This window comes from Slackia equolifaciens (genome assembly GCF_003725995.1).
GTDB lineage: Bacteria > Actinomycetota > Coriobacteriia > Coriobacteriales > Eggerthellaceae > Slackia > Slackia equolifaciens.
The window spans coordinates 1-26,824 of sequence record NZ_QIBX01000010.1; the positions used below are offsets into that span (position 1 = coordinate 1).

Annotated in this window: 23 protein-coding genes and 1 tRNA gene; 1 reads left to right on the forward strand and 23 read right to left on the reverse strand. The window is 61.8% G+C overall.

Annotated features, from left to right (window positions below):
• Positions 1–433: 433 nt before the first annotated feature.
• From DMP06_RS06390 to DMP06_RS06465, 16 genes are all read right to left on the reverse strand, one after another.
• A complete protein-coding gene (locus DMP06_RS06390; RefSeq protein WP_123208921.1) occupies positions 434–694 on the reverse strand; it encodes a DNA-directed RNA polymerase subunit omega in 261 nt (86 codons plus the stop codon).
• A 6-nt stretch (positions 695–700) separates the two neighbouring features.
• Positions 701–1,273 carry a guanylate kinase gene (gmk, locus tag DMP06_RS06395; protein WP_123208922.1) on the reverse strand — a complete coding sequence of 191 codons (573 nt, stop codon included), beginning with the start codon at positions 1,271–1,273 and terminating at the stop codon, positions 701–703.
• An 18-nt stretch (positions 1,274–1,291) separates the two neighbouring features.
• Positions 1,292–1,600 (reverse strand): integration host factor, actinobacterial type, encoded by a 309-nt coding sequence (mihF, locus tag DMP06_RS06400; protein WP_123208923.1) that lies wholly within the window; start codon positions 1,598–1,600, stop codon positions 1,292–1,294.
• A 191-nt stretch (positions 1,601–1,791) separates the two neighbouring features.
• Positions 1,792–2,502 carry an orotidine-5'-phosphate decarboxylase gene (pyrF, locus tag DMP06_RS06405; RefSeq protein ID WP_123208924.1) on the reverse strand — a complete coding sequence of 237 codons (711 nt, stop codon included), beginning with the start codon at positions 2,500–2,502 and terminating at the stop codon, positions 1,792–1,794.
• The gene (locus tag DMP06_RS06410) at positions 2,496–3,410 is read right to left on the reverse strand and encodes a dihydroorotate dehydrogenase (protein WP_123208925.1); all 915 of its coding nucleotides are present in this window, start codon (positions 3,408–3,410) and stop codon (positions 2,496–2,498) included. The genes pyrF and DMP06_RS06410 overlap by 7 nt, the downstream gene beginning before the upstream one ends.
• On the reverse strand, positions 3,410–4,201 hold the full coding sequence (locus DMP06_RS06415; RefSeq protein ID WP_123208926.1) for a dihydroorotate dehydrogenase electron transfer subunit: 792 nt from the start codon (positions 4,199–4,201) through the stop codon (positions 3,410–3,412). The genes DMP06_RS06410 and DMP06_RS06415 overlap by 1 nt, the downstream gene beginning before the upstream one ends.
• Positions 4,202–4,377: 176 nt before the next feature.
• Positions 4,378–5,670, reverse strand: a complete 1,293-nt coding sequence (locus DMP06_RS06420; RefSeq protein WP_123208927.1) for a dihydroorotase — start codon at positions 5,668–5,670, stop codon at positions 4,378–4,380.
• The gene (locus tag DMP06_RS06425; RefSeq protein WP_123208928.1) at positions 5,654–6,598 is read right to left on the reverse strand and encodes an aspartate carbamoyltransferase catalytic subunit; all 945 of its coding nucleotides are present in this window, start codon (positions 6,596–6,598) and stop codon (positions 5,654–5,656) included. The genes DMP06_RS06420 and DMP06_RS06425 overlap by 17 nt, the downstream gene beginning before the upstream one ends.
• 5 nt (positions 6,599–6,603) lie before the next feature.
• Positions 6,604–7,191 (reverse strand): bifunctional pyr operon transcriptional regulator/uracil phosphoribosyltransferase PyrR, encoded by a 588-nt coding sequence (gene pyrR / locus DMP06_RS06430; protein ID WP_123208929.1) that lies wholly within the window; start codon positions 7,189–7,191, stop codon positions 6,604–6,606.
• Positions 7,192–7,816: 625 nt separating this feature from the next.
• Entirely contained in the window at positions 7,817–8,656 is an 840-nt protein-coding gene (locus DMP06_RS06435; protein WP_245962410.1) for a putative ABC transporter permease, read from the reverse strand.
• Positions 8,657–9,221: 565 nt separating this feature from the next.
• The gene (locus DMP06_RS06440) at positions 9,222–9,692 is read right to left on the reverse strand and encodes a viscotoxin-A3 (protein ID WP_181443029.1); all 471 of its coding nucleotides are present in this window, start codon (positions 9,690–9,692) and stop codon (positions 9,222–9,224) included.
• 3 nt (positions 9,693–9,695) lie between these two features.
• A complete protein-coding gene (locus tag DMP06_RS06445; protein ID WP_123208986.1) occupies positions 9,696–10,352 on the reverse strand; it encodes a hydrogenase maturation protease in 657 nt (218 codons plus the stop codon).
• Positions 10,353–10,594: 242 nt separating this feature from the next.
• On the reverse strand, positions 10,595–11,020 hold the full coding sequence (locus DMP06_RS06450; RefSeq protein ID WP_123208930.1) for a PaaI family thioesterase: 426 nt from the start codon (positions 11,018–11,020) through the stop codon (positions 10,595–10,597).
• Between the two features lie 115 nt (positions 11,021–11,135).
• Positions 11,136–11,915, reverse strand: coding sequence for a DNA repair protein RecO (gene recO / locus DMP06_RS06455; RefSeq protein ID WP_123208931.1), 780 nt, complete (start codon positions 11,913–11,915; stop codon positions 11,136–11,138).
• A gap of 197 nt (positions 11,916–12,112) precedes the next feature.
• Positions 12,113–13,873, reverse strand: coding sequence for a threonine--tRNA ligase (thrS, locus tag DMP06_RS06460; protein WP_123208932.1), 1,761 nt, complete (start codon positions 13,871–13,873; stop codon positions 12,113–12,115).
• A gap of 293 nt (positions 13,874–14,166) precedes the next feature.
• Entirely contained in the window at positions 14,167–14,715 is a 549-nt protein-coding gene (locus tag DMP06_RS06465) for a zinc ribbon domain-containing protein (protein ID WP_123208933.1), read from the reverse strand.
• A 437-nt stretch (positions 14,716–15,152) separates the two neighbouring features.
• Between DMP06_RS06465 and DMP06_RS06470 the strand changes: the two genes are divergently transcribed.
• The gene (locus DMP06_RS06470; RefSeq protein ID WP_123208934.1) at positions 15,153–16,721 is read left to right on the forward strand and encodes an FAD-binding oxidoreductase; all 1,569 of its coding nucleotides are present in this window, start codon (positions 15,153–15,155) and stop codon (positions 16,719–16,721) included.
• 129 nt (positions 16,722–16,850) lie between these two features.
• On the opposite strand, the gene DMP06_RS06475 is transcribed toward DMP06_RS06470, so the two are convergent.
• From DMP06_RS06475 to DMP06_RS06505, 7 genes are all read right to left on the reverse strand, one after another.
• The gene (locus DMP06_RS06475; protein ID WP_123208935.1) at positions 16,851–19,535 is read right to left on the reverse strand and encodes a valine--tRNA ligase; all 2,685 of its coding nucleotides are present in this window, start codon (positions 19,533–19,535) and stop codon (positions 16,851–16,853) included.
• Positions 19,536–19,911: 376 nt separating this feature from the next.
• Entirely contained in the window at positions 19,912–21,249 is a 1,338-nt protein-coding gene (gene clpX, locus DMP06_RS06480) for an ATP-dependent Clp protease ATP-binding subunit ClpX (RefSeq protein WP_123208936.1), read from the reverse strand.
• Positions 21,250–21,255: 6 nt separating this feature from the next.
• Positions 21,256–21,879, reverse strand: a complete 624-nt coding sequence (locus DMP06_RS06485; RefSeq protein WP_123208937.1) for an ATP-dependent Clp protease proteolytic subunit — start codon at positions 21,877–21,879, stop codon at positions 21,256–21,258.
• A gap of 156 nt (positions 21,880–22,035) precedes the next feature.
• Positions 22,036–23,463 carry a trigger factor gene (gene tig / locus DMP06_RS06490; protein ID WP_123208938.1) on the reverse strand — a complete coding sequence of 476 codons (1,428 nt, stop codon included), beginning with the start codon at positions 23,461–23,463 and terminating at the stop codon, positions 22,036–22,038.
• Between the two features lie 84 nt (positions 23,464–23,547).
• Positions 23,548–23,633: transfer RNA gene (locus DMP06_RS06495), tRNA-Leu, on the reverse strand.
• A gap of 100 nt (positions 23,634–23,733) precedes the next feature.
• Positions 23,734–25,809 carry a cation:proton antiporter gene (locus DMP06_RS06500; protein WP_123208939.1) on the reverse strand — a complete coding sequence of 692 codons (2,076 nt, stop codon included), beginning with the start codon at positions 25,807–25,809 and terminating at the stop codon, positions 23,734–23,736.
• Positions 25,806–26,738: a diacylglycerol/lipid kinase family protein gene (locus tag DMP06_RS06505; RefSeq protein ID WP_245962411.1), complete on the reverse strand. Its 933-nt coding sequence runs from the start codon at positions 26,736–26,738 to the stop codon at positions 25,806–25,808. The genes DMP06_RS06500 and DMP06_RS06505 overlap by 4 nt, the downstream gene beginning before the upstream one ends.
• Between the last annotated feature and the right edge of the window lie 86 nt (positions 26,739–26,824).

The following is a 26,824-nucleotide window of genomic DNA, read 5'->3' on the forward strand; positions in this document are numbered from 1 at the left end:
CCTCCCCCTTTGCATCCCCCTCCCCTTGCTCCTCGCACCAGGACGCATGGGAAACCGGATGCTTACAGCTTCATCTCCCACCGAGGCGGCTTCGCTTCGCTGGCCGCCCGTTCGCAAGTGCAACTGACTTTGAGGCACCACCAAGTGCCTCAAAGTCATTCGGTTCGCGCTTCGCGCGGCGGGATTCGCTGCGCTCTCCCGCGAACGGGCGAGATGTTGCTCCCCGCACGGGACGCGAACTAAAAAGCTCGAGACACTTGGTGATGCCTCGAGCTTTAATCTTGCCACGGGTCACGGGCGAGCGAAGCGATGCCCGCTAGTGGGCCAAGGGGTCCAAATATCCGGTTTCCCTCGCGAACTGGAGCGAGGAAAAGAGATAGGGGTTCCAAAGGGGGAAGAGGAAGGGAAACTTCCCTTCCTCTTCCCCCTTTGATTAGTGTTGATGAATATCGATAGTCTCCGGGTCATACGACACTTCGCCGCGCGCAATCTCCTTGAACGCCATGGAGAGCGGCTTGGTGTTGTTCGCCTTGGCGATCTCCACAGCGCTCGAAAGTTCAATGGCGCGCTCGCGCTGACCGCGCATCATGTCGTTGATATCGTGGGCGCGTTTGGAAGCCAGGGCGCACAGCAGGAAACGGTCGTTGTCGGTCTCGTCCAACAGGACGTCGATCTTAGGGTCGATGATGCTCATGCTTATCTATTCCTCGTCTGTCTCAGCGGTTCGTTCGATGTAAGACACCAGCTCGTCGGTGCATTCATCGAGGTTGTCGTTCACGAAACGGATATCATACTCCATTTTGCGGCTCATCTCCAGCTTGGCATTGCTCATGCGCAGCGCGATAGACTCCTCGTCCTCGGTGCCGCGACTGCGCAGGCGCCGCTCCAGTTCCTCAAGCGAAGGCGGCTCAATGAACACCAGATGCGCCTCGGGAACGCGCTCGCGAACCTGAAACGCTCCCTGGACGTCAATCTCAAGGATGACCTGGCATCCCGCGTCCAGATGCTCCCTCACCAGCTGCGCCGGCGTGCCGTATTTATGGTCATGGACCTGCGCCCACTCGAGAAATCCGTCCTGGGCCGCAAGCTCATCGAAGCGCGCATCATCAAAGAACAGGTAGTGCACGCCGTCGATCTCGCCCTCGCGCGGATCGCGCGTGGTCACCGAGATGGAAAGCCATGCGTCGGGCACCCTCTCCATGATTCGGGACACAAGCGTTCCTTTGCCGGCGCCCGAAGGGCCGGAGATGACGAAGAGGTTTCCGCGGCGCATGGTATCGACAGCCTTCTACTAGCCCAGACGCTCGAGCAGAGCAGCCTCCTGGCGCTCGCCCAGACCCTTCAGACGGCGGCTCTCGGCGATCTTGAGCTCGCCCATGATCTTCTCGGCCTTGGCCTTGCCATAGCCGGGCATGGTCTCGATCAGAGTAGAGACCTTCATGCGGCCCACCACGGGATCGTCCTTCATGTCGAGGACTTCCTTGAGAGAAAGCTTGCCGGACTTGAGGTCGTCGCGGACCTGCGCACGCTTGATGCGAGCAGCCTTAGCCTTCTCGAGGGCGGCCTGACGTTCTTCAGCACTCAGTTGAGGGATAGCCATCGGTAGTTCACTCCTTCATAGTTCAGCCGCCCCATCTAGACGGCGATTGGCGATAATACCACACCAGACGCGTGTTTCAAGATTTTCATCCACATTGCGCGCGACGCTTTCAAAGATTGCGCAAAAATGCGCCACATTGCCCATGACCTGTGAATTTTCCGTGGTCAGAGCAAGGTTGCACGCCTTGCGCCCTACAGCTCGGCAGCGATGCGCTCGAACGCGGCCACGGGGTCGTCGGCCTGCGTGATAGGACGGCCCACCACGATATGCGACGCGCCCGCGTCAAAAGCGGCCTTAGGCGTCGCAACACGGCTCTGGTCGCCCAAATCGGCGCCGGCGGGGCGCACGCCCGGAGTAACGATGAGGGCGTCGGGGCCCAACAGCTCGCGCAGCATGGCGGCCTCCTGCGGAGAGGCGACCACGCCCGAAAGCCCTGCCTCCTGCGCGCAAAGAGCCAGTTGCTTGACCTGATCCTGCATGCCGCGCGTAACGCCGGTGGCGGCAAGGGTGGCGTCGTCCATGCTCGTGAGCACCGTGATGGCGAGCGTATCTGCGTCGGTCCCCGATTCGTCCACCGCGTTCTGGGCGGCCTCCATCATAGGCACGCCGCCCACCGCATGCATGGTGATCATGTCAGCGCCCGCCTCCACGGCAGACGCGGCGGCGCCGGCAACCTGGTGCGGAATGTCGTGGAACTTAAGGTCCAGAAACACCTTGTATCCCAGGAGCTTGAAGATCTCGACGATGGCGGGGCCTTCCGCGTAGTAGAGCGTCATGCCCACCTTGAGCCACTTGGCCTTGCCCTGGAGCTTTTTCGCCAGGTCGAGCGCCGTAGCGCGGTCGCAGTCGAGCGCCACGATCACGCGGTCGGCGCGCGGGGCGCTCTCGTATGCTGCTAGCATTGCAATCCTCCGATCAGCTCATTCACGTCGCTCACGCCAAAGCGCTCGCAGTATTCGATCATGCCGTCGAGCACGTCGTTGACGGCATGGGGGTTCACGAAGTTCGCCGTGCCCACCGCCACCGCCGTGGCACCGGCCAGCATGAACTCGATCGCATCCTCGCCCGTCATGATGCCGCCCATGCCGAGAATGGGAATCTTCACGGCGTTGTGGCACTGCCACACCATGCGCAGGGCCACGGGCTTGACCGCCGGGCCCGAAAGACCGCCCACCACGCGCGCCAGCTTGGGACGGCGCGTCTTGGCGTCGATCGCCATGCCCAGAAGCGTATTGATCAAAGAGATGGCATCGGCGCCCGAGGCCTCCGCTGCGCGAGCGATTTCGGTGATGTCGGTCACGTTGGGAGAGAGCTTGACGATCATGGGCTTGGTTGCGGCGACGCGACAGGCGCTCACCACGGCCTCTACGCTGGGCACATGCGTGCCGAAGGTAAGACCGCCCGCATCCACGTTGGGGCAGCTGATGTTGATCTCGTACGCATCCGCCTGCCCGTCGGCCTCGAGCGCCTCCACCACGGAAACGTATTCCTCGAGGCTGTGGCCCGACACGTTGACGATGGCGGGCACGCCCTGGCTCTTGATCCAGGGCAAATCAACCTCGCACAAATGCGCCACGCCAGGGTTCTGCAGGCCGATGGAGTTCAGCATGCCGCTGGGCGTCTCGGCGATGCGCGGGGCGTCGTTGCCCTCCCAGCCGTTGAGCGACACGCCCTTCGTGGTCACCGCGCCCATGCGGGAAACATCGCAGTATGCGGCGTACTCGCGCCCCGCGGCAAAGGTCCCCGAGGCGTCGGTAACCGGGTTGGGCATGATCAGGCCGCCCAGATTCACCTGCATGTTCACAGCCATTACCACACCACATCCTTTGCGTTGAACACGGGGCCGTCCACGCAGGAGCGGCGCTTGCCCTCATGCGTCTCGACCACGCAGGAAAGGCATGCGCCTACACCGCACGCCATGCGTTTTTCCATAGACACCCAGCAGGCCACGCCCGCCTCGCGAGCAATGCCCGCCACGGCGCGCATCAGCGGTTCGGGGCCGCAGCAGAACACGCCCGCATACTCTCCGGTAGCAAGCTGCGCGCGCACCGGCTCGGTGCAAAAGCCCGCATGGCCCACGCTGCCGTCATCGGTGGCAAGGACAGCCTCACGACCAAGAAGCGCCGCATAATCGCCGCGCGTCACCAGCATGCTCTCGGTCTGCGCGCCCAGCACCACCTCGAACGGGTGGCCGGATTTCGCAAGCTCCTCGGCGAACATGAACAAAGGCGCCGCTCCCACGCCGCCGCCCACGATGAGCAGCTTGCCGTCGCAGGGCTGCCAACCGTGGCCGAGCGGCCCCATGATGGAGCATTCGACGCCTGGCGCGTAGCCGGTCATGTAGTTCGTTCCCTCGCCAACCGTCTGATAGATGATCTCCACGGCCCCCGATTCGGGCAGCACGCGATAGACCGAGAACGGACGGCGCAGAATATGCGCTTCGAAACCGGTCAGCTGCATATGGACGAACTGTCCGGGGCGCACCGACCGCGCCATGCGAGGAGCGTCAAGCGTTATCTTGTAGAGACGCGGGCCCACCTGCTCGTTCCCCAGCACGCGGGCACGCTCGTCGAAGGCCTGGGCCTCGTCGGTCGTGCACATAGGCAACCACTCTCTTTCGTCACTTCGTCTTGCGCGCGACGCCGCGCCGCGCGCCCGGCACATGCCGGATACTGGCTATTGTACGCAAAAGGCGCCACGATTACGCGCGCGGGCGCAAAAAACGGGCCGCATGCCATGCATACGGCCCGTTTGCTCAGCGAGACGGCGAGCGCTCGCTAGTCGACAACCTTGCCGTCAACCATCGTGGCGACGCCGCCCACGTACACATCGGTGGCGCGACCGGTGAGAGCGGCCCCGATGAAGCCGGAGTTATGAGCCTTCGATTCGAAGCCCTCGCCGTCGACGGTCCACTCGATGGTCGGATCGAACACCGTGATGTCAGCCACGGAGCCCTCGGCGATCTTGACGGGCTCAAGGCCCAGAATCTCGCGCGGGGCGATAGCCATGACATCGACCATCTTGCCGTAGTCGATGATGCCCTTGCCCACCAGATTGGTGAGCACGAGCGCCAGGCTGGTCTCAAGACCGGTCATGCCGAAGGGCGCATATTCGAACTCGTGCGCCTTCTCCCAATCGGCGTGCGGAGCATGGTCGGTCACGATGCAGTCGATGGAGCCGTCGGCTACGCCCTCGATAAGCGCATCGCAGTCGGCCTGGGTGCGCAGCGGCGGATTGACCTTGAGCGAGGTGTTGTAGGTGCCGTCAAGCGCATCCTCGGAGAGGAACAGGTGGTGCGGCGTGACCTCGCAGGTCACGGGCAGGCCCTCTTCCTTGGCGGCGCGCACCAGGTCAAGGCCGCGGGCGGTGGTGATATGCTGGATGTGCAGCGGGCAGCCGGTGAGGCGGCACAGCGCGATGTCGCGAGCGATCTCGATCTCCTCGCCCTCGGCAGGCCATCCCAGAAGGCCCAGGCGAGTGGACACCACGCCCTCGTTCACCTGGCCGGCGCCCACCAGGCCGTCATCCTGGCAGTGGACCATCATAACCTTGCCGAACATCTTGCCGTAATCCATGACGCGGCGCATCATGCCGCTGTCCTGCACGCCGCGGCCGTCGTCGGTGAAGGCGACGGCACCCTGAGCCACCATGTCGCCCATCTCGGAGAGGATCTCGCCCTTGAGGCCCTTGCTCATGGCGCCAGCGGGGTATACGCGGCACTTGCCCACCTCGGCGGCTCGGGCGCGCACGTAGCCCACGGCCACGCCGTTGTCGCACACGGGATCGGTGTTGGGCATCGCGCACACGCCGGTGAATCCGCCGTGGGCCGCGGCGCGGGTGCCGCTCTCGATGTCCTCCTTGTGCTCGAACCCGGGCTCACGCAGATGCACATGCATGTCAACCAGGCCGGGCACGAGGTACTTGCCGGTCATGTCGCGCACCTCGGCGCCTTCGGCCTTAAGGCCCTCGCCTACGGCGGCGATCTTGCCGTCTTCGATCAGAACGTCGGCCACGCCGTCAAGCTCGACCACAGGGTCAACGATATGGGCGTTTTTAAGAAGCAAGGCCATTGTCGGCACCTCCCAAGAGCAGATACATCACGGCCATACGCACGCAGATGCCGGCGTAGACCTGTTCCAGAATGACCGAGCGCTGCGGATGGTCGGCCATGTAGCTGTCGAATTCCACGCCGCGGTTGATGGGGCCGGGGTGGCAGATGATGGCGTCGGGCTTCATGAGCTGCTCGCGGTTCTTGGTCAAACCGAACAGCTTATGGTACTCGCGCAAAGACGGGAACGGTGCCCCCTCGAGGCGCTCGCGCTGGATGCGCAGCATGTACACCACATCGAGCTCGGGCAGCGCAGCGTCCAGGTCGGCCGTCACGTGGTCGGCGCCCAGGACATCGGGGCGAGCGGGCATCAGCGTGGCGGGGCCGATAAGTGTGACCTCGGCGCCCATGATCTTGAGCGCAGGCACCAGCGAGCCGCACACGCGAGAGTGTCCGATATCGCCCACGATGCCCACCTTGAGGCCCTCGAAGTTCTGCTTGTGCTCCCAGATGGTGTAGAGGTCGAGCAGCGCCTGCGTGGGATGCTGATGCTTGCCATCACCGGCGTCGATAACGGCGGCGGGGCTATGCTGGGTGATGATGTGCGGCGCGCCCGCATGCTTGTCGCGCACGATGATCATATCGATCTTATAAGAATTAAGCGTGGCAACCGTGTCCACCAGGCTTTCGCCCTTCACCGTAGCGGTGGAGGAGCCGCCGAAATTCAGGCTGTCGGCGGAAAGGCGCTTCTCGGCCAGCTCGAAGGAAGAGCGGGTGCGGGTGGAGGGCTCGTTGAACATGTTGACGATGGTCTTGCCCTTAAGCGTAGGCACCTTCTTGATGGCGCGCTGGTTGACCTCGGAGAACGCCTTGGCGGTTTCCAGGATGGTCATGATGTCTTCACGGGAGTACTCCGTGATGTCGATCAGGTGCTTGTGGTTGAAAGCCATTGCGACTATTCACCTCCCAGAGGCGCCGAACCGGCACGGCTGCCCGGCGCTACGTCCAAAATCTCGACGGCGCTACGACCGTCCACTTCTTCAAGGAACAGACGAACGTTCTCGTCGTGCGCCGAAGGCACGTTCTTGCCCACGAAATCGGCGCGGATGGGCAGCTCGCGATGACCGCGATCAACCAGCACGGCCAGCTGGATGACGGAGGGGCGGCCAAGGTCCATGAGCGCGTCGAGCGCGGCGCGGATGGTGCGCCCGGTATAAAGGACGTCATCCACCAGCACGATATGCTTGCCGTCGATGTCAAAGGGAATGTGGGTCGCATGGACCGCAGGGGCGAAGTTGGTCATGAAATCGTCGCGATAGAAGCTGATGTCGAGGCTTCCCAGGTCGACCTTCACGCCCTCGATCTCTTCGATCTTCTCGACCAAGCGCTTGGCCAGAAGATCTCCTCGGGTGACGATGCCCACGATGGCCAGATTATCGGCACCATGGTTCGCCTCCAGGATCTGATGGGCGATACGCGTGAGCGAACGCTCGATCTCCGCGCCATCCATGACGACGGATTTCACCTGGCAGGTGTCTTTCATACACACTCTCCTCTCTTCGTGTACGAGTGCGTACAGACCCGACCTTGCCACCCGCGCGGCCCGTCTGGGGCTCTACGGGCTGCCTCCCGAATCAGGGCATAAAAAAACGCCTTGGCCAGGAGGCGAAGGCTTCATGTGTGGGCGCCTATGTGTGGTTCGCGTTCTTATGCGGCGCCGAACGCAACAGCCTTGCCGGTCTCTCTGTACCGTCTTAAAGGACTGCGGCCAGTATACACGCCCGTGCGCCAATGTCAAACCGGCAATTTAACCGAGTTTTCCTGTAGACAGAGGATAAACGTACGATTGAGGGCGCACGATTCCCCGCAAGCGATGGAGGAGACGCACGGTTGAAGATTCGGCACACGAAAGGAGTCTTCATGCTGCAGTTTTGCTAGCACCTCTCCAGTAGGACGCTTCAAGCTGAATCGTTTTCCCAGGTCACAATAGCCTGGACGCATTCGATACTTGCTCCCACCCGAAAAAACTGCAGCATGAACGACGCGCACGCATGTGGGACTCAACGACGGCAGCCTTTTCGACGGTGGCCTCAAGCGCGGCGTGCGCACTTCGATGCGCACTTCCTGCCGCCATGCGCACTTCCCCATGCGCCCGGTGCTGCCACTTCCTAGCTCGTACGCGTGGAGTTGCTGGGATCGATGGACATGCTCTGGAAATGATGCTCCATGAACTCGTTGTCGTAGTGGTCGGCCATGAACTGCTCCACCGCGTTCTGGATGGGGTCGCCCGCCACGCGCTGGTACCAGCAGTCCAGCGAAAGGAGCGTCATGCCCGCGTCGAAGATCATGAGCGCGGCGCACACGGTGGTCAGGCTGTATCGCCACTTCCACGGAATCATGTTCACCAGCTTGAGCAGGCGCGGAAGGATGAGCTTCACCCATACGCAGCCCAGAACGCCCCACATGCTCATGAACATGCCGTTCGTGCGGCCGCCGATGGAGAGGAACGTACCTGTGTAGTCCCACGCCACGATACCGAAAGCAAACTGCAGAAACCAGCTGACCAGATACTCGAACGCACCGCCGATAACGGCGCTCACCAGGAATATCACGATGAAGTTGGCCTTATGGAAGCGGTTGAGCGCCACGGTCATGAGCACCGCGCCCACGCCGTAGATCGGCGAGAACGGCCCCCACAGCATGCCGGTGCGATCCTGGTACACGCCCGGGTCCACCACTACCATGTGGTAGATGGTTTCGATGACAAGACCGAGCACGCTCGCCACCACAAAAATCCAGAACAGGTTGAAGAAGTCGAGCTCGATATAGCCTTTGCCTGTCTCGTCGCGCCCGAGCGTCCCCTCCTCGGCGCGTTCGCGGGTCTCCATGTCACGCAGCTTGCGCTTGAGCTGGCGCTCTTCCGAAAGCGAGGGATCGATATACACCATGAGCGCCACAGCGAAGACGATGCGCACCAGTGCCCAAATGTCGAGAGAAGAGAGACCCACAAGCATGATCTCTCGCACAGAAGCTGGGCTATTGAGAGCGTGATGGTCAGCTCTATAAGCTGACGGGCATAGCGACGCCTGTCGCGAAGCATGTTGACGCCCAGCAACACGTAGAGCACGCCGGTCACAAGCATGAGCACCAACTCTGCAACCACCAAGATGATGGTCATCGTGCCGTACGTCTCGCTCACCTGGCTGAACACGAAGGGCATGCCCACCACGACAAGAGCGATCAGCGGAACGGAGAGCACGCCGATGACAATCAGGATGACGGCCAGAATCTTAAGCAGAAGAGGCAGCTTCTGCTTGGGCGGCTGTACGAGCGACACGGGTTGTTCTTCAGACATGAATCCTCAATTCACAAAATCGACCCAGTGCTGCGACGGGCCACGGATGAAATCTACGCTTTCGCACAGCGCGCCAGCGATGCGCGATATGCGGCGAGCAAAAGAGGTCCGCATTGAAAACGGCTAATCGGAAATGGTACCGGACAAAAGCGCTCGGTAGGTGGCGAATAGGCAACAGTTCGACGAACTGCCCGAAGACGCCGCGGCGTATGGCGCCCCTACCCCATCGCAGCCAGCATCTCCGGATTGATGCACAGGTTGTAGTAAGTCGCAGCAGCAAGCGCAACCGCGGCAACAACAGCCATGGCGACAGCCCAGATTCGCTGACGTCGCAGATACGTCTCCTTCGAGATGCCCATATCCACCGCGCGGTGGAGCGCAAGCGGCTGCGAGATGATGGAGAACGCAAGCGTCATGGCGAAGAGCGCCACCGCCACAATCACGGCAAACGCAATCGAAAGCGGAGTGCGAGCGACAAATGCCCCCACGAAACAGTTGTCGGCCAGAAGCCACAAGGGGTAATAGAGAATGGTGACCCAGATACCGTGAGCAGGGCCCCAGATGGCGGGCATGAGAAACGCCGCGATGTTCACGCGCGGCACGCCCTTGAGGAACTTTTCCTCAGCGCGAATCTGCTCGTCGCTAAGCTCGGACACTTGTGCGGTTTGTTGCTTGGTTTTCTTCGACATGCGCTATCCCTCCACCGCGATCGAGGCGGGGCTGTTCGCAAATGAATCCGCGTTGCGGCAGGAACGCTCCGAAGCCGCCAGTTCCACCTCCGCGGAATCGCCGCACGAGACGGGGGCGGAATGCAGGCGCCCGCCGGATTCCGTAGGGGGAACAAACGGCGTCCCGTCGGCATTGTCAAAGGAAACGCCCCGCTCAATGAGATGCGCGAGCACGGCATCGCGCAACAATGGCAACGCGTCATACACCTTCGGCGTGAGCCCCTCGGTCACAACAGCGGGATTCATGTTGGCCACCTGCACGCCGAAGCACATGCCCTGCGCGTCAAAGCCCAGAAGCGCGGCGGCGTTGAGCAGGTCGATAAGGCGCATATCGTGCAGCGACTGCATAACGCCGTGTCCTGCGATATCCTCCGGCGAAAAGCGAAACACCGTGCCGGGCTCCTCGCCCGTGCCATCCACCGCATCGACGGTAATCAGATAGTCGTACGACTTGACCACCGGGAGCAAATCCATGGTCATGCAGCCCGCATCAATGAGGTTCACGTTGTCGGGAAAGCGATAGTTCGCGTTCAGCTCGTCGTAGATGGCGGGACCCGCGCCGTCATCGAGCATCAAACGGTTGCCCACGCAGATAATTGCTATCTTTTCGGTCGTATTCATGACGACCATTATACGGAAGCGCCCTGCACCCGCCCGAGCGCATCGCCCAGCGCCCCCAAAACCTCCGCAAGCGCAACGCGCATGGAGCGCATGCGCCCGTCGCACCCCGACCGGAACAACGGCTCCGCAGCACTCCGCCGAGGACGAAAAACCGCCAGTCGAGAAGCAGAAGCGCACCGCGGAGAATCGATTATCGCGCACAATCGGGGCGGCACGGACAACGTGGAGAAAATCAGCGGCCATTACCAGGTCTGCGGCAAAAGCTCATCTCCCAAAACGGCCATCGTATAGGTCGCCTTGAAAGCTATCTTTCCATCGGGCCTGGTCATAACCACCTCAATCACCATTGTACGGCGGCCCACATGCACCGCAGTAGCCTCAATGTCAAAGTAGTCCACGTCCACATCCACCGAGCGGAAGAAGTTCGCAGAAACGGTCATGGTCGCGTTTGATTTCCCGTAGCTATCTGCCGCGCCCGCCGCTGCCATGTCGGCCAACGCAAGTAGAAAGCCCCCGTGTACCGTACCCAGGTCGTTCACGCAGCCGCGGTCGGGATGGGCTCGCATAACGAAATGCCCCAATTCGACCGAGATGCATTCCGTGCGGTCGAATCCCTTCAGGTCGCGAATGTCGTTCTTGCAATACTGAACAATGAAATCATCAAGCATGGAGCACTCTCCCTCGTGTTCGGTGACGAATGGTTAAATTAACCCAAAACCGCGCAGACAATGCAATATGCCTATCGATGTTTTCTGCGGATGAAAAGGAGATACGCAAAAGATATCAGAACAAGCCGCAGGTGAATAGGAACTCGAGCGATTTGAGACGCGATCCCACATGCTCGCGAACCCACGCCTGGCACAAATGGAGCACCTCGAAGGTCAGTCGACGGCTTTCAGGGGTGGCCGCGATCTCCGCGAAGGTGGCATGGAGCAGGCGGTTTGCATGGTTCAGCACATCGGCCTGAATGCGGCGCGAATCTGAAAACAGCAAGCATCCAGAACATGCCACGCCGCCCTCGGCAGGCGAAAACGAAATGGCCCCGGATAAAGCCGAGGCGCCGGCGAGGTCGATGCGCGACCCGCACACCACGCAGCGGTCGAAGCTCGGGCGAAACCCCGCAAAGGAGAACGCCTTGAGCAGATGGGCCGCGCACAGCGCGAGAGCGGCCGACGCATCCGTTCGTTCCATGGCAGAGAGGACCGCCGAGGTGACCGCGAAAAGCCGCGGAGATTCGAGGTCGGGCTGGGCGAGCCGCGCCACAAGGTCCACTACGGGAGCGGCCGCAGCCGCATGCTCCACGTCCTCGCGCACGCCACGGTGCGCGTTTACCAGGCGCGCCTCTTTTACAATGTCGAGGCTCTTCCCCCGTACGAGCAGCAAATCCACCTCGCAGAACACGTCTAGACGCGCGGCGAAAGACGACGAAGGCTTGCGTGCGCCCTTCGCCACGGCCTTAAGCAGACGGCCATCTTCGGCAAGAAGGGTCACGATAAGGTCGGTCTCGCCCAGCTTTGTCTTGCGCAAGACCATCGCCCGTGCCGGATACGTTCCCGCAGCCATGTCGTCCCCTCCTTCGCTCGTTCTCATTCATATAATCAAAGGCCGCCGCCGCATAAGCGTTTCGCCGCCCCGCCGCGCTTAATGCGCGAAAGGAGCTTGGCCGCATGCAAAAAGCCGCCCTTTCGAGCGGCTTGTGGTCAATCCCAACGAAAAGCCGGTTAGCTCGGCGCCCTTATGCGCGCCGGAGCTCGGCACCTTTATGCGCGCTCGGCGATCTCCTTGGTGATCTGCGCGATGAATTCCTCCACCGCCATAGGCACGGTCTCGTTGCTGCGGTCGCGCACCGAGATATTGCCCGCCTCGGCTTCCTGCTCGCCCAGAATGAGCATGTAGGGAACGCGATCGACGCCGCGAGCCTCGCGAATCTTGTAGCCGATTTTCTCATCGCGGTCGTCCACCACCACGCGCACGCCGGCGGCCTCGAGCTTGTCGGCCACCTCGTGAGCATACGCACGCGACTTCTCGGACACGGGCAGCACCTTCACCTGGCACGGCGCGAGCCACGTGGGGAACTTGCCTGCAAAGTGCTCGATCAGGATGCCGATGAAGCGCTCAATGGAACCGAAGGCCACACGATGCAGCATGATAGGACGCTTTTTGGCGCCGTCGTGATCGGTGTACTCAAGGTCGAAATTGAGCGGCATCTGGAAGTCCAGCTGCACAGTGCCGCACTGCCAGGTGCGACCCAGCGAATCCTCGAGATGGAAGTCGATTTTGGGGCCGTAGAAGGCGCCGTCGCCCTCGTTGACCACGTAATCCTTGCCCAGTCGCTCAAGCGCCTCGCGCAGGCCCGCCTCGGCGGCAGCCCAGTCCTCGTCGGAGCCCATGGAATCCTCGGGGCGCGTGGAAAGCTCGAGATGGTAGGTGAAACCGAACTTCTGGTATACAGAGTCGATCAGGTTCACCACGCCCACGATCTCGTCGGTGAGCTGGTCGGGGCGCACGAACAGGTGGGCATCATCCTGGTTGAAGCAACGCACGCGGAACAGACCGTGCAACGCGCCGCGCATCTCGTGACGGTGCACCAGGCCGATCTCGCCGGCGCGAATGGGCAGCTCGCGATAGCTATGCGGCTTCGACTTGTACACAAGCACGCCGCCCGGGCAGTTCATAGGCTTGATGCAGTATTCCTCGCCATCGATCTGCGTGGAGTACATGTTGTCCTTGTAATGATCCCAGTGGCCGGAGGTGTGCCACAGCTCGGCGGACATGATCTGCGGCGTGGAGATTTCCACGTAGCCTGCCGCATGGTGAATCTCGCGCCAGTAGCTAAGCAGCTCGTTTTTGAGAATCATGCCGTTGGGCAAGAAGAACGGGAAGCCCGGAGCCTCGTCGCGCATCATGAACAGGTCCATCTCGCGGCCGATCTTGCGATGGTCGCGCTTCTTGGCCTCCTCGAGCACGCGCATGTGCTCCTCGAGCTCCTCCTTCGTGGCGAACGCGGTGCCGTTGATGCGGGTGAGCATCTTATTCGCCTTATCACCTTTCCAATAAGCACCCGACACCGCCGTGAGCGCAAAGGCCTTGAGCGCCTTGGTGTAGCAGATGTGGGGGCCTACGCACATGTCGATGTAGTCGCCCTGCTGGTAGAACGTGATGCGGGCGTCTTCGGGAAGGTCGCCGATATGCTCGACCTTGTACTTTTCGCCACGCTCCTCCATGAGAGCCACAGCCTCTTCGCGCGGAAGTTCGAACGTGGTGAACTTAAGGTTCTCCTTCACGATCTTTTTCATCTCGGCCTCGATGGCGGGAAGGTCTTCCTCGCTGAGCTTCGTGTCACCCAGGTCAACGTCGTAGTAAAAGCCGTTGTCGGTGGCGGGGCCGTAAGCGAAATCCGCCTGCGAGTACAGTCGCTTGATGGCCTGGGCCATGATATGCGCCGCGGAGTGGCGGACAACGTGCGTGACCTCTTCTTCAGGAAGCTCGGCGACGGTTCCGTCGTTGTATAGGGCCTTCATGGGAATATCTCCTCTCATTAGCACGTTCCTGACTGCTTCGCATTCAGAAACGCCTCGCGGGGCAAAGCCCGCTCCCGTTCGGGGATTCAGCATGTTCGAGAGCACGCCATCCCCTCGAATAATAAACAGATATCAAGGCAGAATCTAGATTCGGACAGTTCCATATAAGGGGGATTCGGCACCGCTCGCCTTACCGCGGAAAACCTCGCCCCACAAGCCTTTCGCCCGACATACCGCCGAACAAAAGGCAGGCCGCCCCAAGGGACGGCCTGCGAATGCGTGCCAGACGCGATCTATTGAGGGCGACGAGCGCCCTGTGCCTGGCCGGCCGCATCCGCACGTGCCGCCATGGCAGTCTGACGAGCAGGCTGCTGCTGCGGCCTGCCGGTAGTTCGAGCGCCACGAGGGGCTGCGCCGCCAACGGGCGTTGCGCAGTACGGGCACACCGTCCACGACGGATCGAGGGCGTGGCCGCACTTCGCACACTGGTTTTTCAGGCGCTGATGGCAATTGGGGCACAGGACGTAATCCGCCTCAACGGGATAGCCGCAGTTGGCGCACTCGCCGTACTGCATGAGCTGACGCTGCTTGAGCGCCACCTCGAGCTCCTGCTCATCTCGATCGATCTGCAACAGGGGCGGACGCAGCAGGCAATAGGCGATGACGCCCAGCAGGGGCACCAGGGCAACGATGGCCCAGATGTACCAGAACGTGCCGCGCAGATACGCGTCGCGCACCACCCATACGATGGAAAGCACGTACAGAACAACCAGAAACACGATGAACACCGTGAGCGCCATCTGGAGCTCAGGGGTCCAAAGCTGGGAAATAATCTCGTCCATGTCACATCCTTCTTACGCCCCGTCTTGCGGGTGATGCCTTGTGGCGCCGATACGCCGATTGCTCATTGTAGCAAAGATGCGCACGATGCGCCCGAAAACTCCCGATACGAACCGCACGCCATGAAATGCCCAGAAGCCATCTGCCCGTTGGCGGGCAGCTTACATCCGCAGGAAAGCCGGCGACCCGCCCCATCACCCGCATCCGCCCATACATGGATAATCTCGCGCTTTTGCTGCGAGCCGCTTCGCCTCGTCGGATGCACCCGCCCGTTCGTGGGCAGCTCGCACCTTCCGGCGAGGCGCACGAGGCTTTAACCCTCACGCGCGGTATCATTTTCCGAATATGCTTCGCGCCCTAAACGCCTCGGGCGCCGTCGGCTTTAAACGTCGTCCGAGGGGAAATGCGGCGAGCATTCCGGGCGACCAGAGGAGGCACCATGTCCATCATCCAGCCATTCACATCTGATTACGACGAATTCCTTCGCGACGAATCGCGTTCCGTGGGTACGGCGAGCTGCATCGCCTTCACCGAGAGCGAATCAGACGTGGCAGCCATCATGCGCGAGCTTCACGGACGGGGCACGTCCATCACCATCCAAGGATCGCGCACGGGCCTGGCGGCAGGAGCCGTACCCCAAGACGGCTGCATACTCAACCTTTCGCGCATGAACCGCTACCTTGGCATGCGGCGCGACGCGGAAGGGCGTTTCTTTCTGCGCGTGCAGCCAGGGCTTACCCTCATGGAGCTTAACGCCGCCCTGAGAACGCGCACCATCCCGTCCGAGGGCTGGGATGCCGAATCGCTCGACGTCCGCCAGGCCTTTCTCGATGCGCCGCTCCAGACGTTCCCCACCGACCCCACCGAGACTTCCGCGAGCATCGGCGGCATGGCCGCATGCAACGCCTCGGGCGCACGCAGCTATCGATTCGGCGCCATGCGCGGCCATGTGAATGCGGTTCGCCTGGTGCTCGCCGACGGCGACGTGGTTTCTGTAGCGCGCGGAGAGGTCGTGGCCCATAACGGGCTGCTGACGCTCGCGACGGAAGGCGGACGCACCGTACAGGCCCAGATCCCGTCGTATGCCATGCCGCACGCCAAATGCGCAAGCGGCTATTACGCAGCCGAAGGCATGGATGCCATCGACGCAATCGTGGGGTCCGACGGAACGCTCGGCGCGATTACGGAGCTCGAGCTAGAGCTCATGGAGGCTTCGCAGTCCGTATGGGACGTTGCGTGCTTTCTTCCCGATGAGCAATGCTCCCTGGATTTCGTGGCGCAGGCGCGCCGTGTCGAGCACGTGACCTCCATCGAGTACATCGACGACGCCGCGCTCGACGTCCTTCGCGACCGGGCAACAGGCGATGTTCCTCTGCCGCCCGACGGGCCCTGCTGCTGCGTTTCGATAGAGATCGGAGCCGATGACGACGAAGAGGCAATGGATTCGCTCGAAGCCTTAATGGAGGCGCTCGAGAAAGCCGGCGGTGACGCCGATGCCACCTGGGTGGCGTCCACCGTGGCGGAACGCGAAGGCCAGCGCGCGTTCCGCCACGCCGTGCCCGAGAGCGTGAACCGCATCATCGACGAGCGACGTCGCGAGCATCCCCGCATCACAAAGCTGGGCAGCGACATGTCGGTGCCGTTCGACCGCCTTCCCGAAGCCGTAGCGCTCTATCGCTCCACGCTTTCGCGCGAGCGTCTGCAGGCGGCCACCTGGGGGCACATCGGAGACGCCCACCTGCATGTGAACATCCTTCCGCGCGATATGGACGAATACGCGCGAGGCAAGGCGCTTTTCGCCGAATGGGCACATGAGATCACAGCCATGGGCGGCGCCGTTTCCGCCGAGCACGGCGTGGGCAAGCTCAAACGCGACTTCCTGGAAATCATGTACGGCAAAGACGCCATCCGAGAAATGGCTCGCTTCAAGCTTGCCTTCGACCCCAAGGCGCAGCTGGGACGAGGCAACTTCTTCAGCGAAACGCTGCTTGATTTGCTCAAAGATTAAATCAGCAGGACGGCGCAGCCGCCTGTCTAAAAAAAATCGTCCCCGTTTCCTGCACGCGAGGAACGGGGACGATTCACTTTGGAGGTATCGAGCGCTTCGCCGTTGATACGGCGCTACAGCCAGCCGGTCTTAGCCCAGCTCGGCGAGCTGCGTGGCGATGAGCTCAAGCTTCGCCGTAAACTCGTCACGCTTGGCCTTCTCCTTGGCGACCGCCTCGGGTTTTGCCTTAGAGATGAAGCCCTCGTTCGACAGCTTCTTCTCGGTCTTGGCGAGGTCAGCCTCGAGCTTATCGCGCTCCTTGGTCAGGCGCGCACGCTCGGCATCGAAATCGACCAGTCCGGCGAGCACGCAATACACCTCGCAGCCCTCGACCAACGCAGCCGCACTGCCCTCGGGTTTGACGAACGTGGGAGAATCCTCCACTACGGTCAGATTAACGCGCGCCATGGATTCGATGAGATCCTTCTGCGCAGTAAGCGCCTCCGCATTGGAAGCGGGCACTTTGGCGACCACCTCAAGCTCCTGCTTGGGCGAGATGCCAAAGCGGGCGCGGGCTGAGCGCACAGCCGAAACGGTGCCGCACACCATATCGATGGCGCGCTCGGCGGCCTCGTCGCTCCAGCAGGCAAGCGTTTCGGGCTCGGGCCACGCGGCCACCATGAGCGCCGGCGCTTCGTCGCTCTCGCGAGGCAGCTGCTCCCAGATGGCCTCGGTCACAAACGGCATAGCGGGATGCAGCAGGCGCAACGCGCAGTCGAGCACGTACACGAGGTTGCGCTGCGTCTGCAGGCGAACCTGCGCATCGGCGCCTTCGCGCAGACTGGCCTTGCAGAACTCGATATACCAGTCGCAGAACTCGTTCCAGAAGAACGCGTGCAGGGCACTTGCCACCTCGCCGAACTTATAGGTCTCGATGCCGCGGGTCACATCCTCGGCGAGGCCCGCCAAACGCGACAGAATCCACGCATCGGCGGGCGTCGCCGCCTTCGCAGGGCCGGGCACGAACCCTTCCAGATTGCCCAGGACGAAACGGCTTGCGTTCCAGATCTTGGTCACGAACGCGCGTGCCGCCTCGGTGCGTGGGCTGCCGATGAGTTCATGCGTCTTGGGGTCGATATCGGCGTCGAAGCGAACGTCCTGGTTATTGGTCACCAACGTGAGCAGGTTGAAGCGCATGGCATCGGCGCCGTACATGGCGATCAGATCCATGGGGTCGACGCCGTTGCCCTTGGATTTGGACATGCGGCTGCCGTCTTTGGCCAGGATCGTGGCGTAGATTACCACGTCGTGGAACGGAATCTCGTCCAGGAAGTACGTGGACGACATGACCATGCGGGCCACCCACAGCGCGATAATGTCGCGTGCGGTAACAAGGGCCGTAGTGGGATGATGCCCCTCGAGCAGCTCGGGATGGTCGGGCCAGCCCTGCGTGGCAAACGTCCACAGCTGGCTAGAGAACCAGGTATCGAGCACGTCCTCGTCCTGATGCACGTGACCGCCGCACTTGGGGCACTCGTGCACATCCTCCATGCACGCGTCCATCCAGCCGCACTCGTCGCAGTAGAACACCGGAATGCGATGGCCCCACCACAGCTGGCGCGAGATGCACCAATCCTTGAGGTTTTCCATCCAGGTGAGATAGGTCTGGGTCCAGCGCTCGGGATGGAACTTCACCGCTCCGCTGGTCACTGCCTCGGTGGCGGGGCCTTTGAGCTTGTCCACGGCAACGAACCACTGCTCGGACAGCCACGGCTCGAGCGCGCTCGGGCAGCGGTAGCAGTGCATAACGGAGTGCTTGTGCTCCTCCACGTGGTCGAGCAGACCGTGCTCCTCGAACCATGCAACCACCGCCTCGCGGCATTCTTCACGGCTCATGCCGCTGAACTGGCCGTAGCCTTCCACCACATGCGCGGTCTCGTCAAAAATGTTGATCTTTTCGAGGCCGTGGCGCTCCCCCATCGCGAAGTCGTTGGGGTCGTGAGCGGGCGTGACCTTCACAAAACCGCTTCCGAAGCCCGCGTCCACGTAGAAATCGCTGAAGATGGGGATCTCGCGATCCATGATGGGCAGCATGACGGTTTTGCCCACGAACTTATCTTTATCGTGATCTTTGGGGCTTACGGCAACGCCGGTATCGCCCAGCATGGTCTCGGGGCGCGTGGTGGCCACCACGATGTACTCCTGGCCGTCGACCGGCTCGGTGAGGGGGTAGCGCAGATGCCACAGATGGCCGTCCTCCTCCTGGTACTCCGCCTCGTCGTCGGAGATGGCGGTACCGCAGGTGGGGCACCAGTTCACGATGCGCTTGCCGCGATAGATGAGCCCGTCATGGTACCAGTCGCAAAACACCTTGCGAACGGCCTTGGCGTAATCAGGGTCCATGGTGAAGTGCTCGTCGGAAAAATCAACCGAACAGCCCATGCGCTTGATCTGCTCTTTGATGGTGCCGCCGTACTCACGCGTCCAATCCCAGCAAGCCTCGATGAACTTCTCGCGGCCAATCTCACGACGGGAGATGCCCTCGGCGGCCAGTTTCTTATCCACTTTGGTCTGCGTGGCGATACCGGCGTGATCAGTGCCCAGAATCCAGCGCGTAGACACGCCACGCATGCGGTTCATACGCACGAGCGTGTCTTGAATGGTATCGTCAAGCGCGTGCCCCATATGCAGCACGCCGGTCACGTTGGGAGGCGGAATGGTGACCGTGCAATCGCCTACGCCGGGGTTGCGGCGGTAGTATTCGCCGGCCATCCACTTGTCGAGCATCTGCTGCTCGATAGCGGCTGCATCATAGTTCTTGGAAAGCTCTCCCATGGCTTACCTTTCTTCTTGCGCTATCCCACCGCAAAGGCGCGAGGGCAGGGTTCCATATTCAAAAAAATCAATAGTACGTTCGCCCCACCACGTAGGCGTTCAACAAGCGTCCGCCGACGCGTCCTTTCAGGTGCAGAAATCAGGGACTAAACAGGCCACCGACCGCTCATCGTGCGGAACAGCGCGTGGAACCCTCCCTCGCGCCTCCGCTTCATATTTAGATATGCGCACGATAGCACAATCCATATATGAGAGCATTTCAAGAACTACGAAAGGCCCGTTGAACCAAATGAGTCGCCCACGCTCGCAGGACCCGGCGAATATTGCCGTCGCAGCCTGCGGGCGATGGGCGACCCGCTTCAAGAAGGACCCAAGGCTAAGCCGCGGGCTCCTCGTCGTTGAGGCGAACGATCTCCGGCTTCGTCTCGCCCGTAATGTCGGTGGCGCGCAACACCACGCGCGTGCCCGGCTCATGCTCGGGCAGGTCGAACATCACATCCTGCAGCACGCGCTCGCAGATGGAACGCAGTCCGCGGGCGCCGGTGCCGTGCTCCACGGCCTCATGTGCAATCGCACGGAGCGCCTCATCGGTGAACACGAGCTCGGAATCCTCGAACTCGAACATGCGCGTGTACTGCTTGACCAGCGCATTCTTCGGGTCGGTGAGGATATGCACCAGGTCGTCCTCGGTCAGCTCATCAAGCGAGCAGATGACCGGGATACGACCCACGAATTCGGGAATCATGCCGAACTTGTTCAGATCCTCGGGCAGAACCTTTGACAGGAGCTCGGCCTCGGCGTGCTTCTTGGATTCGGGCATGTCGTTGGTGAAGCCGATGCCCGTCTTGCCCACGCGCTGGCCGATGATGTCGGCCAGGCCCACGAACGCGCCGCCCAAGATGAACAGGATGTTCGTAGTGTCGATGTGGATGAGCTCCTGCTGGGGGTGCTTGCGCCCGCCCTGCGGAGGCACGGCAGCCTCGGTGCCCTCGACGATCTTGAGCAACGCCTGCTGTACGCCCTCGCCCGACACGTCACGCGTGATGGAGAGATTCTCCGCCTTACGGGCGATCTTATCGATCTCGTCGATGTAGATGATACCGATCTGGGCGCGCTCGATATCAAAGTCGGCGGCGGTAATCAGCTTAAGCAGGATGTTCTCCACATCCTCGCCCACATAGCCCGCCTCGGTCAAGGTGGTTGCGTCAGCGATGGCGAAAGGCACCTGCAAGGTGCGCGCCAGCGTCTGCGCAAGCAGCGTCTTGCCGGAGCCAGTGGGGCCCAGGAGCATGATATTGCTCTTGGCGAGCTCCACATCGCCCTCTTCGGCGGCAGCATCCAAGCTGATGCGCTTGTAGTGGTTGTACACGGCCACCGAAAGCGCTCGCTTGGCGGCATCCTGCCCCACCACGTGCTCGCTCAGTCGCTCATAGAGCTCATGAGGCGTGGGCAGATCGGCCAGCACCTGCTCGGCCGTAGGCACGTCATCCGCCGCGGGGGCCTGGGCGGCTTGAGCCGCATGGCGCCCGCGCAGCTCGCCGGGCTGCATGTAGCCGCCCTGCTCGAGCACATCGGAGCATACCTCGATGCATTCGCTGCAGATGCACACTCCATCGGGGCTTTGAATCATGCCGCCCACCTGGTCGGCCGTTTTGCCGCAGAACACGCAGCGCGCGTCTTTGGGGTCGATCGTTGAATTGCCGTCGTTACGCATGGCTTCTTATGCTTCCTTCTTGCTCACGGAGCGGGAGGTAATGATCTCGTCCACCAGGCCGTACGCGACGGCCTCTTCGGCGGTCATCCAGTGGTCGCGCTCGGAATCGCGGTGGATGGTCTCGATGGTCTGGCCGGTGTGCTTGGCCAGGATGCCCTCCAGTCGGTCGCGCGTCTTGCGCATCTCCTCGGCGAGGATCTGGAAATCGGTCTGCTGGGTGTGCTCGCCCGAACCGCCCATGGGCTGATGAATCATGATTTGCGAGTTGGGCGTGATGAAGCGCTTGCCCGGCGTGCCGCAGCAGGTGAGCACGGAGCCCATGGAAGCGGCCATGCCGATGCATACGGTGGACACATCGCAGCGGATGAACTGGATGGCGTCATAGATGGCCAGACCAGCCGACACGCTTCCTCCGGGAGAGTTGATATAGAGCGAGATGTCCTTATCGGGGTCGGCGCTTTCCAGGTGGAGCAGCTGCGCCACTACCACATTAGCCACGTTGTCATCGATCGCGCTGCCCAAGAAGATGATGCGGTCGTTGAGCAGACGGGAATAGATGTCATAGGAGCGTTCGCCGCGCGGCGACTGCTCAATGACGTAGGGAATGGTGTAATCGTTACGAAAATCCATGTCATACCCTCTTTCAGAAAATACAACCCTGGCTCGCCCCCGTGCGGCGGGAACGAGCCAGAGTACTGTATCACGCTATGCCGCGCACGCGGCCCGTGAGAGAACGCACGCTATCGTACGTCCATATATATCGCGTAGGAACGGCTCCACCGCGCGCTATTCGGCGGCAGGAGCCTCGGCGGCCTCCTCTGCGGGAGCCTCCTCCTTCTTAGCGGCCTTCTTCTTGGAGGTCTTCTTGGCGGGCTTCTCCTCTTCCTCGGCGGAGCTCAGCTTCTCGACCTCGACCACCTCGGCGTCGCGCAGAACGGCCTCGAGAGCCTTGCCGCGCAGGATGCCTTCGCGCACGATGTGCAGACGGCCCTGTGCCTTCCACTCAGCGTACATCTTCTCGGGCTCCTTGGCGCCGGAGGTCTTGAACTCCTCTTCGACCTCCTCGTCGGTCACAACGATGCCGTTCTTGCGAGCCCATGCGTCGAGCGCGAGGTTCTGCTTGACGGAATCGGCGGCCTGGAGCTTGATGTCCTCCTTGAACTTGTCGGGGGTGATGCCCTGCTGCTGCAGGTACACATCAAGCGTCATGCCCTGGCGCTGGAGCTGGGTGAAGAAGTTCTGCAGAAGCTCGCCCTCGGCCTCGTCCACCATGGATGCGGGGGCTTCGCCCTCAAGGCGCTTCTGAAGCTCGTACAGCGCGTTGTTCTCCAGGATGCGGGGGATCACGTCGCTCTTCTGGAGCTCGATCTCGGAGGCCACGCGCTCGCGCAGCTGCTCAACGGAATCGACGCCCAGCTTCTCCTTGGCCCACTCGTCGGTCACCTCGGGGACGATCTTCTTCTTGACGGCCACAACGGTGGCATCGAAGGTGATGGTCTTGGTCTTGTCCTTGAACATCTGGGTCATCATCGAGGAGTTCTCGGTGATGTCGACGGTCACCGTGGTGCTCTCGCCCTTCTTCAGACCCACGAGGGCCTCATCGAGGGCGGCAGGGAACAGGCCGCGACCGAGCTCGTAGATGCGCTCCTCGGCGGCGAGAACCGAAATCTCCTCGCCCTGATCGTCCTTTGCGGACAGGGTGATGTCGATGGTGCTATCCGGCTTGACCTTGGTGTTGGCCGGAGCGTTCTTGAAGTCATGGTAGTAGTCGGCAAGCGCGGCGACCTGCTCGTCGATCTCGGCCTCGGAAGCGGTCTTGAAGGGAATCTCCACATGCACGGGCGAGTAATCGGAAAGCTCCAGCTCAGGCTTGACCTCGAACTCGGCGGAGAAGGTGAAATCCTTGCCCTCCTCCACGAAGCCGTCGACGTCGCTGAACTTCGCCTGCGAAATGGGATTGAGGTCGCACTCGTCGATGGCCAGAGGGAACGACTCGTTGAGCATCTCCTCGGTCACCTGCTGACGCACGGCGTCCTTGCCCAGGTGGCTATCGATGACAGGACGGGGCACATGGCCGGGGCGGAAGCCCGGGAACTTGTACTTCGTGCCGAAGTCCTTGTACGTCTTCTTGATGCGGCGGTCGATGTCCGCGGCCTCGATGGTCACCGTGAGCTTGGTGGCACCGGACTCGAGAACCTCTACGTTCGTTTTCAACTGTATCCTCCATCATTCTTCTTCAGCCCGCCGCAGTCGCGACCGGCAGATTACCGAAAACAGGCCGCGCGTAAGCGGCGATGTTGGTGCGGGCGAAAGGACTTGAACCTTCACGGGGGTTACCCACCAGAACCTAAATCTGGCGCGTCTGCCAATTCCGCCACGCCCGCATATCAACATATTTCGCGAGCCACCTTGGACACGCAACGGTACATGATAGCAAAAACAAAGCCCGGGAAACAGACGGCATCTGCGAGAACACGAGATTGCCTACACCTTGTCCTCAAGATCGAGCTGCATGAGCGCCACGTTCTCTCTCATGTATTTGGCCATCGCGCGGCTGATGCGCCGGCTTTCATACATGCGCTGGATGTGCTCAAGCTCAAGAGCGTAGCCCAACCGCCTCACCTCGGTGGCGCGGTCCTCCACGCGCGCGACCGTGCCTATGTCGCGGCCGATGCGCTTGCAGCGGCGCAGATCACGCTGGACCTCCACCATGAGCGCGCTTACGTCCTCGGTGCGATACGCCGGGTCGTTGAGCAGCTCGCGCAGCTTGGACATGACGCTCTCCAGGCTTTTCGCCTGCAGCTCGCGCATTTCGCGCTCCTCGTCCGATGCGCTCATCATGGGCACCTTGTCCACCAGGAAACGCTTGATGGAGTGGACCTCCATGGAAATGCGGCGGCGCGCAACGCCGAGGAGCCATTTGATATCGCGGTTGTGGTTCATGAGGGCCTCGGTCTCGGCAAGGCGGTTGAGCATGCGATACCCCGTCATAGGCGACACCTCTTCGGCGTCGATCGCGTGCTGCACGAAATCGCGCTCCCATTTGAGCACCAGCCTGCGCATCTCGGCATCGTCCTCGTCCGGCTCGTCGTCAAGGCCTGACTTGATGCGGGCGATGCGATCGGAATACTGCTTCATGACCACCTGCGTGGCACGGCGGTTCTCCTTGGTTTGGCGCGCCGAAAGGTCCTCGATCACGGCGCGCAGCACGTCGATCACGGCCTGGGTGTCGGTCTCGAAGCCTTCCTCCTCCCGCTTGGGAAGAAGCAGCGGCAGAGCGAAGTTAGCAAGCAGCAACGTGAGCACGATGACGCCGCAGGCAAGGAATATCAGCAGATCGCGTTCGTGGAAATATTCCCCGCCCACCATGTACGGAAGCGTGAACATAATGGAAAGCGAGATGGCGCCCTTGGGCCCCGCCAGCGCCAGCGCGAACGCCTCGCGCAACGATTCACCGGTCACGAACTTCACGGATTTGAGCACAGCGCGCACCTGTTCAGGCGTGCCGCCGCTGTTCTTTTGCTCCTCGCGGGCACGCTGTTTCCGGCCGACGAAATTGATGCCCTGGAACCATATCGTGCGCATGATGATCGAGGCCGCGCTGATGGCGAGCACCAGCCCCACGAGCTCGAGATTGCCGATGGAGCGATCGGCCCAGCTGTCGCTCATCGCGAAGGGCAGCTGCATGCCCAGCAGCACGAACACGATGCCGTTGAGCACGAAGGTGACTACCTGCCATACGCTGGATGAGACGATTTCCATGCGGGCGACATCGGGACCGATCCGGTGGTTGAAAAACGACATGATGAGCCCGGCGGCCACTACGGCCAGGATGCCGGACACATGGACCGCCTCGGCAACCAGGAAGATAAAGAAGGGCGTGATTACGTCTACGAGCACATGGAACGTGGTGTCTTCCAGCCCTAGATCGCGCACGCGCGCGACGGCGAACGAGAGCACTGCCGCAAGCGCAAGCCCCAAAAGGATGCCGCCGAAGAAGCTCACGGCAAACGACGCCGAAGCGTCCACAAGCGAGAACGCGCCCGTGGTAAGCGCGGCAACCGCGAATTGGAACGACACGACACCCGATGCGTCGTTGATGAGCGATTCGCCGGAGAGGAGAATCTCTTGTCGTTTGTTCAAGCCGGCGCTCTGCCCCAACGCCGCCACGGCAACCGCATCGGTGGGGCCGAGCGCGGCGCCCAGCGCAAAGGCTGCAGCAAGCGGGATGGACGGCTGGATGGCGTTGAGAAGGAATCCCACCACCAGAATGGTCACAATCACCAGTCCGATGGCGAGCGACAGTATCATGATGCGGTTGGACCACAACGCAACCTTGTCCACCGAGCGGGCCTCCTGGTAGAGCAAGGGGGCGATAAACAGCACGAGGAACAGCTCTGAATCGACCTCGAAACCGGCGACGGTCACGCCGCACAGCGCGAGCACGGCCCCGATGGCGATTTGGATGAGCGGCATGGAAACGCCGCGTACGAGTTGGTCGAACACGGCCGATGCAAGCACGGCTGCGGCAAGGACGAGGCAGAAATACAGAAGGGTCATAGACGGGCCCTTTCACGAGCGAAGAGAACGGTCAAGGCTTGGGGGTCGGTGCGGATGTCGAACGTGGAGCCCTCGATGAGCTCGCCGTCGATCTGCACAGGAGGAGGACAATCGAATTCAAGGTGCAGGCGCTGCGGGCGGGCCAGAACGAGCGAACGCTTGGCAAGGCGCAGATGGCCTCCCTCTTTGGAGCTTAGGAGCATGAGCGCCGTTCTGAGAAACCCCATGGGCGGGCGGGCGATGCACACGTCGAAACGACCATCGGCAGGATCGGCATCGGGGCAGATCCTGAAGCCGCCGCCGTAGGTTGGCCCCACCTGCACGGCGAACAACAGCATACTCCCCTCCTGCGAAGCGCCGCCGTCGAACGAACAGACGTAATCGTATGCCGTACGGTTGCGCGCAAGCTGCGAAACGCCCTCTTCGACAAACAGGAGCGTTCCGCGCGTACCCGTGCGCCGACGGCGCTCGTGCGTGCCCAGCGCGATAGCGGCATCGAGTCCAAAAGAAAGCGTTTGCACGAAAGGCTCGCCGTTGCATAGCCCCACATCGACCGGACGAGCCTCGGCGAACACCAGCCTCGAGAGCGCATCGCGCCAATCGAGCCCCATGCCGAGCGTGCGGGCATAATCGTTGCCGTTGCCGCAAGGTATGACGCCTAGCGTAGGGCGCTCTTCGCGCGGTAGCTGCATGAGGCCGCCCACCGCCTCGTGAATCACGCCGTCGCCGCCCAAGACGAGCACCGTGTCGTATCCACGCGCTCCAGCGGCATCGCGGGTGGCCTGCCCGGGCGATTCCGTCATACGGAAATCGAAGGCCTCAGAGGAAAGCGTGGCTGAAGCAGAGCGCACGTACTCAGCCGCACGCTTACCTTCGCCGTTTCTTGCCGCCGGATTGGCAATGACAAGCACCTTCCCAAGATTCTGCACACACGCTCCTCTTCGCCGCATAGTTACCGCACAATGTCCGATACGTCACGTGATTATACCGACAACCCGCCCGAATTGACCTTATA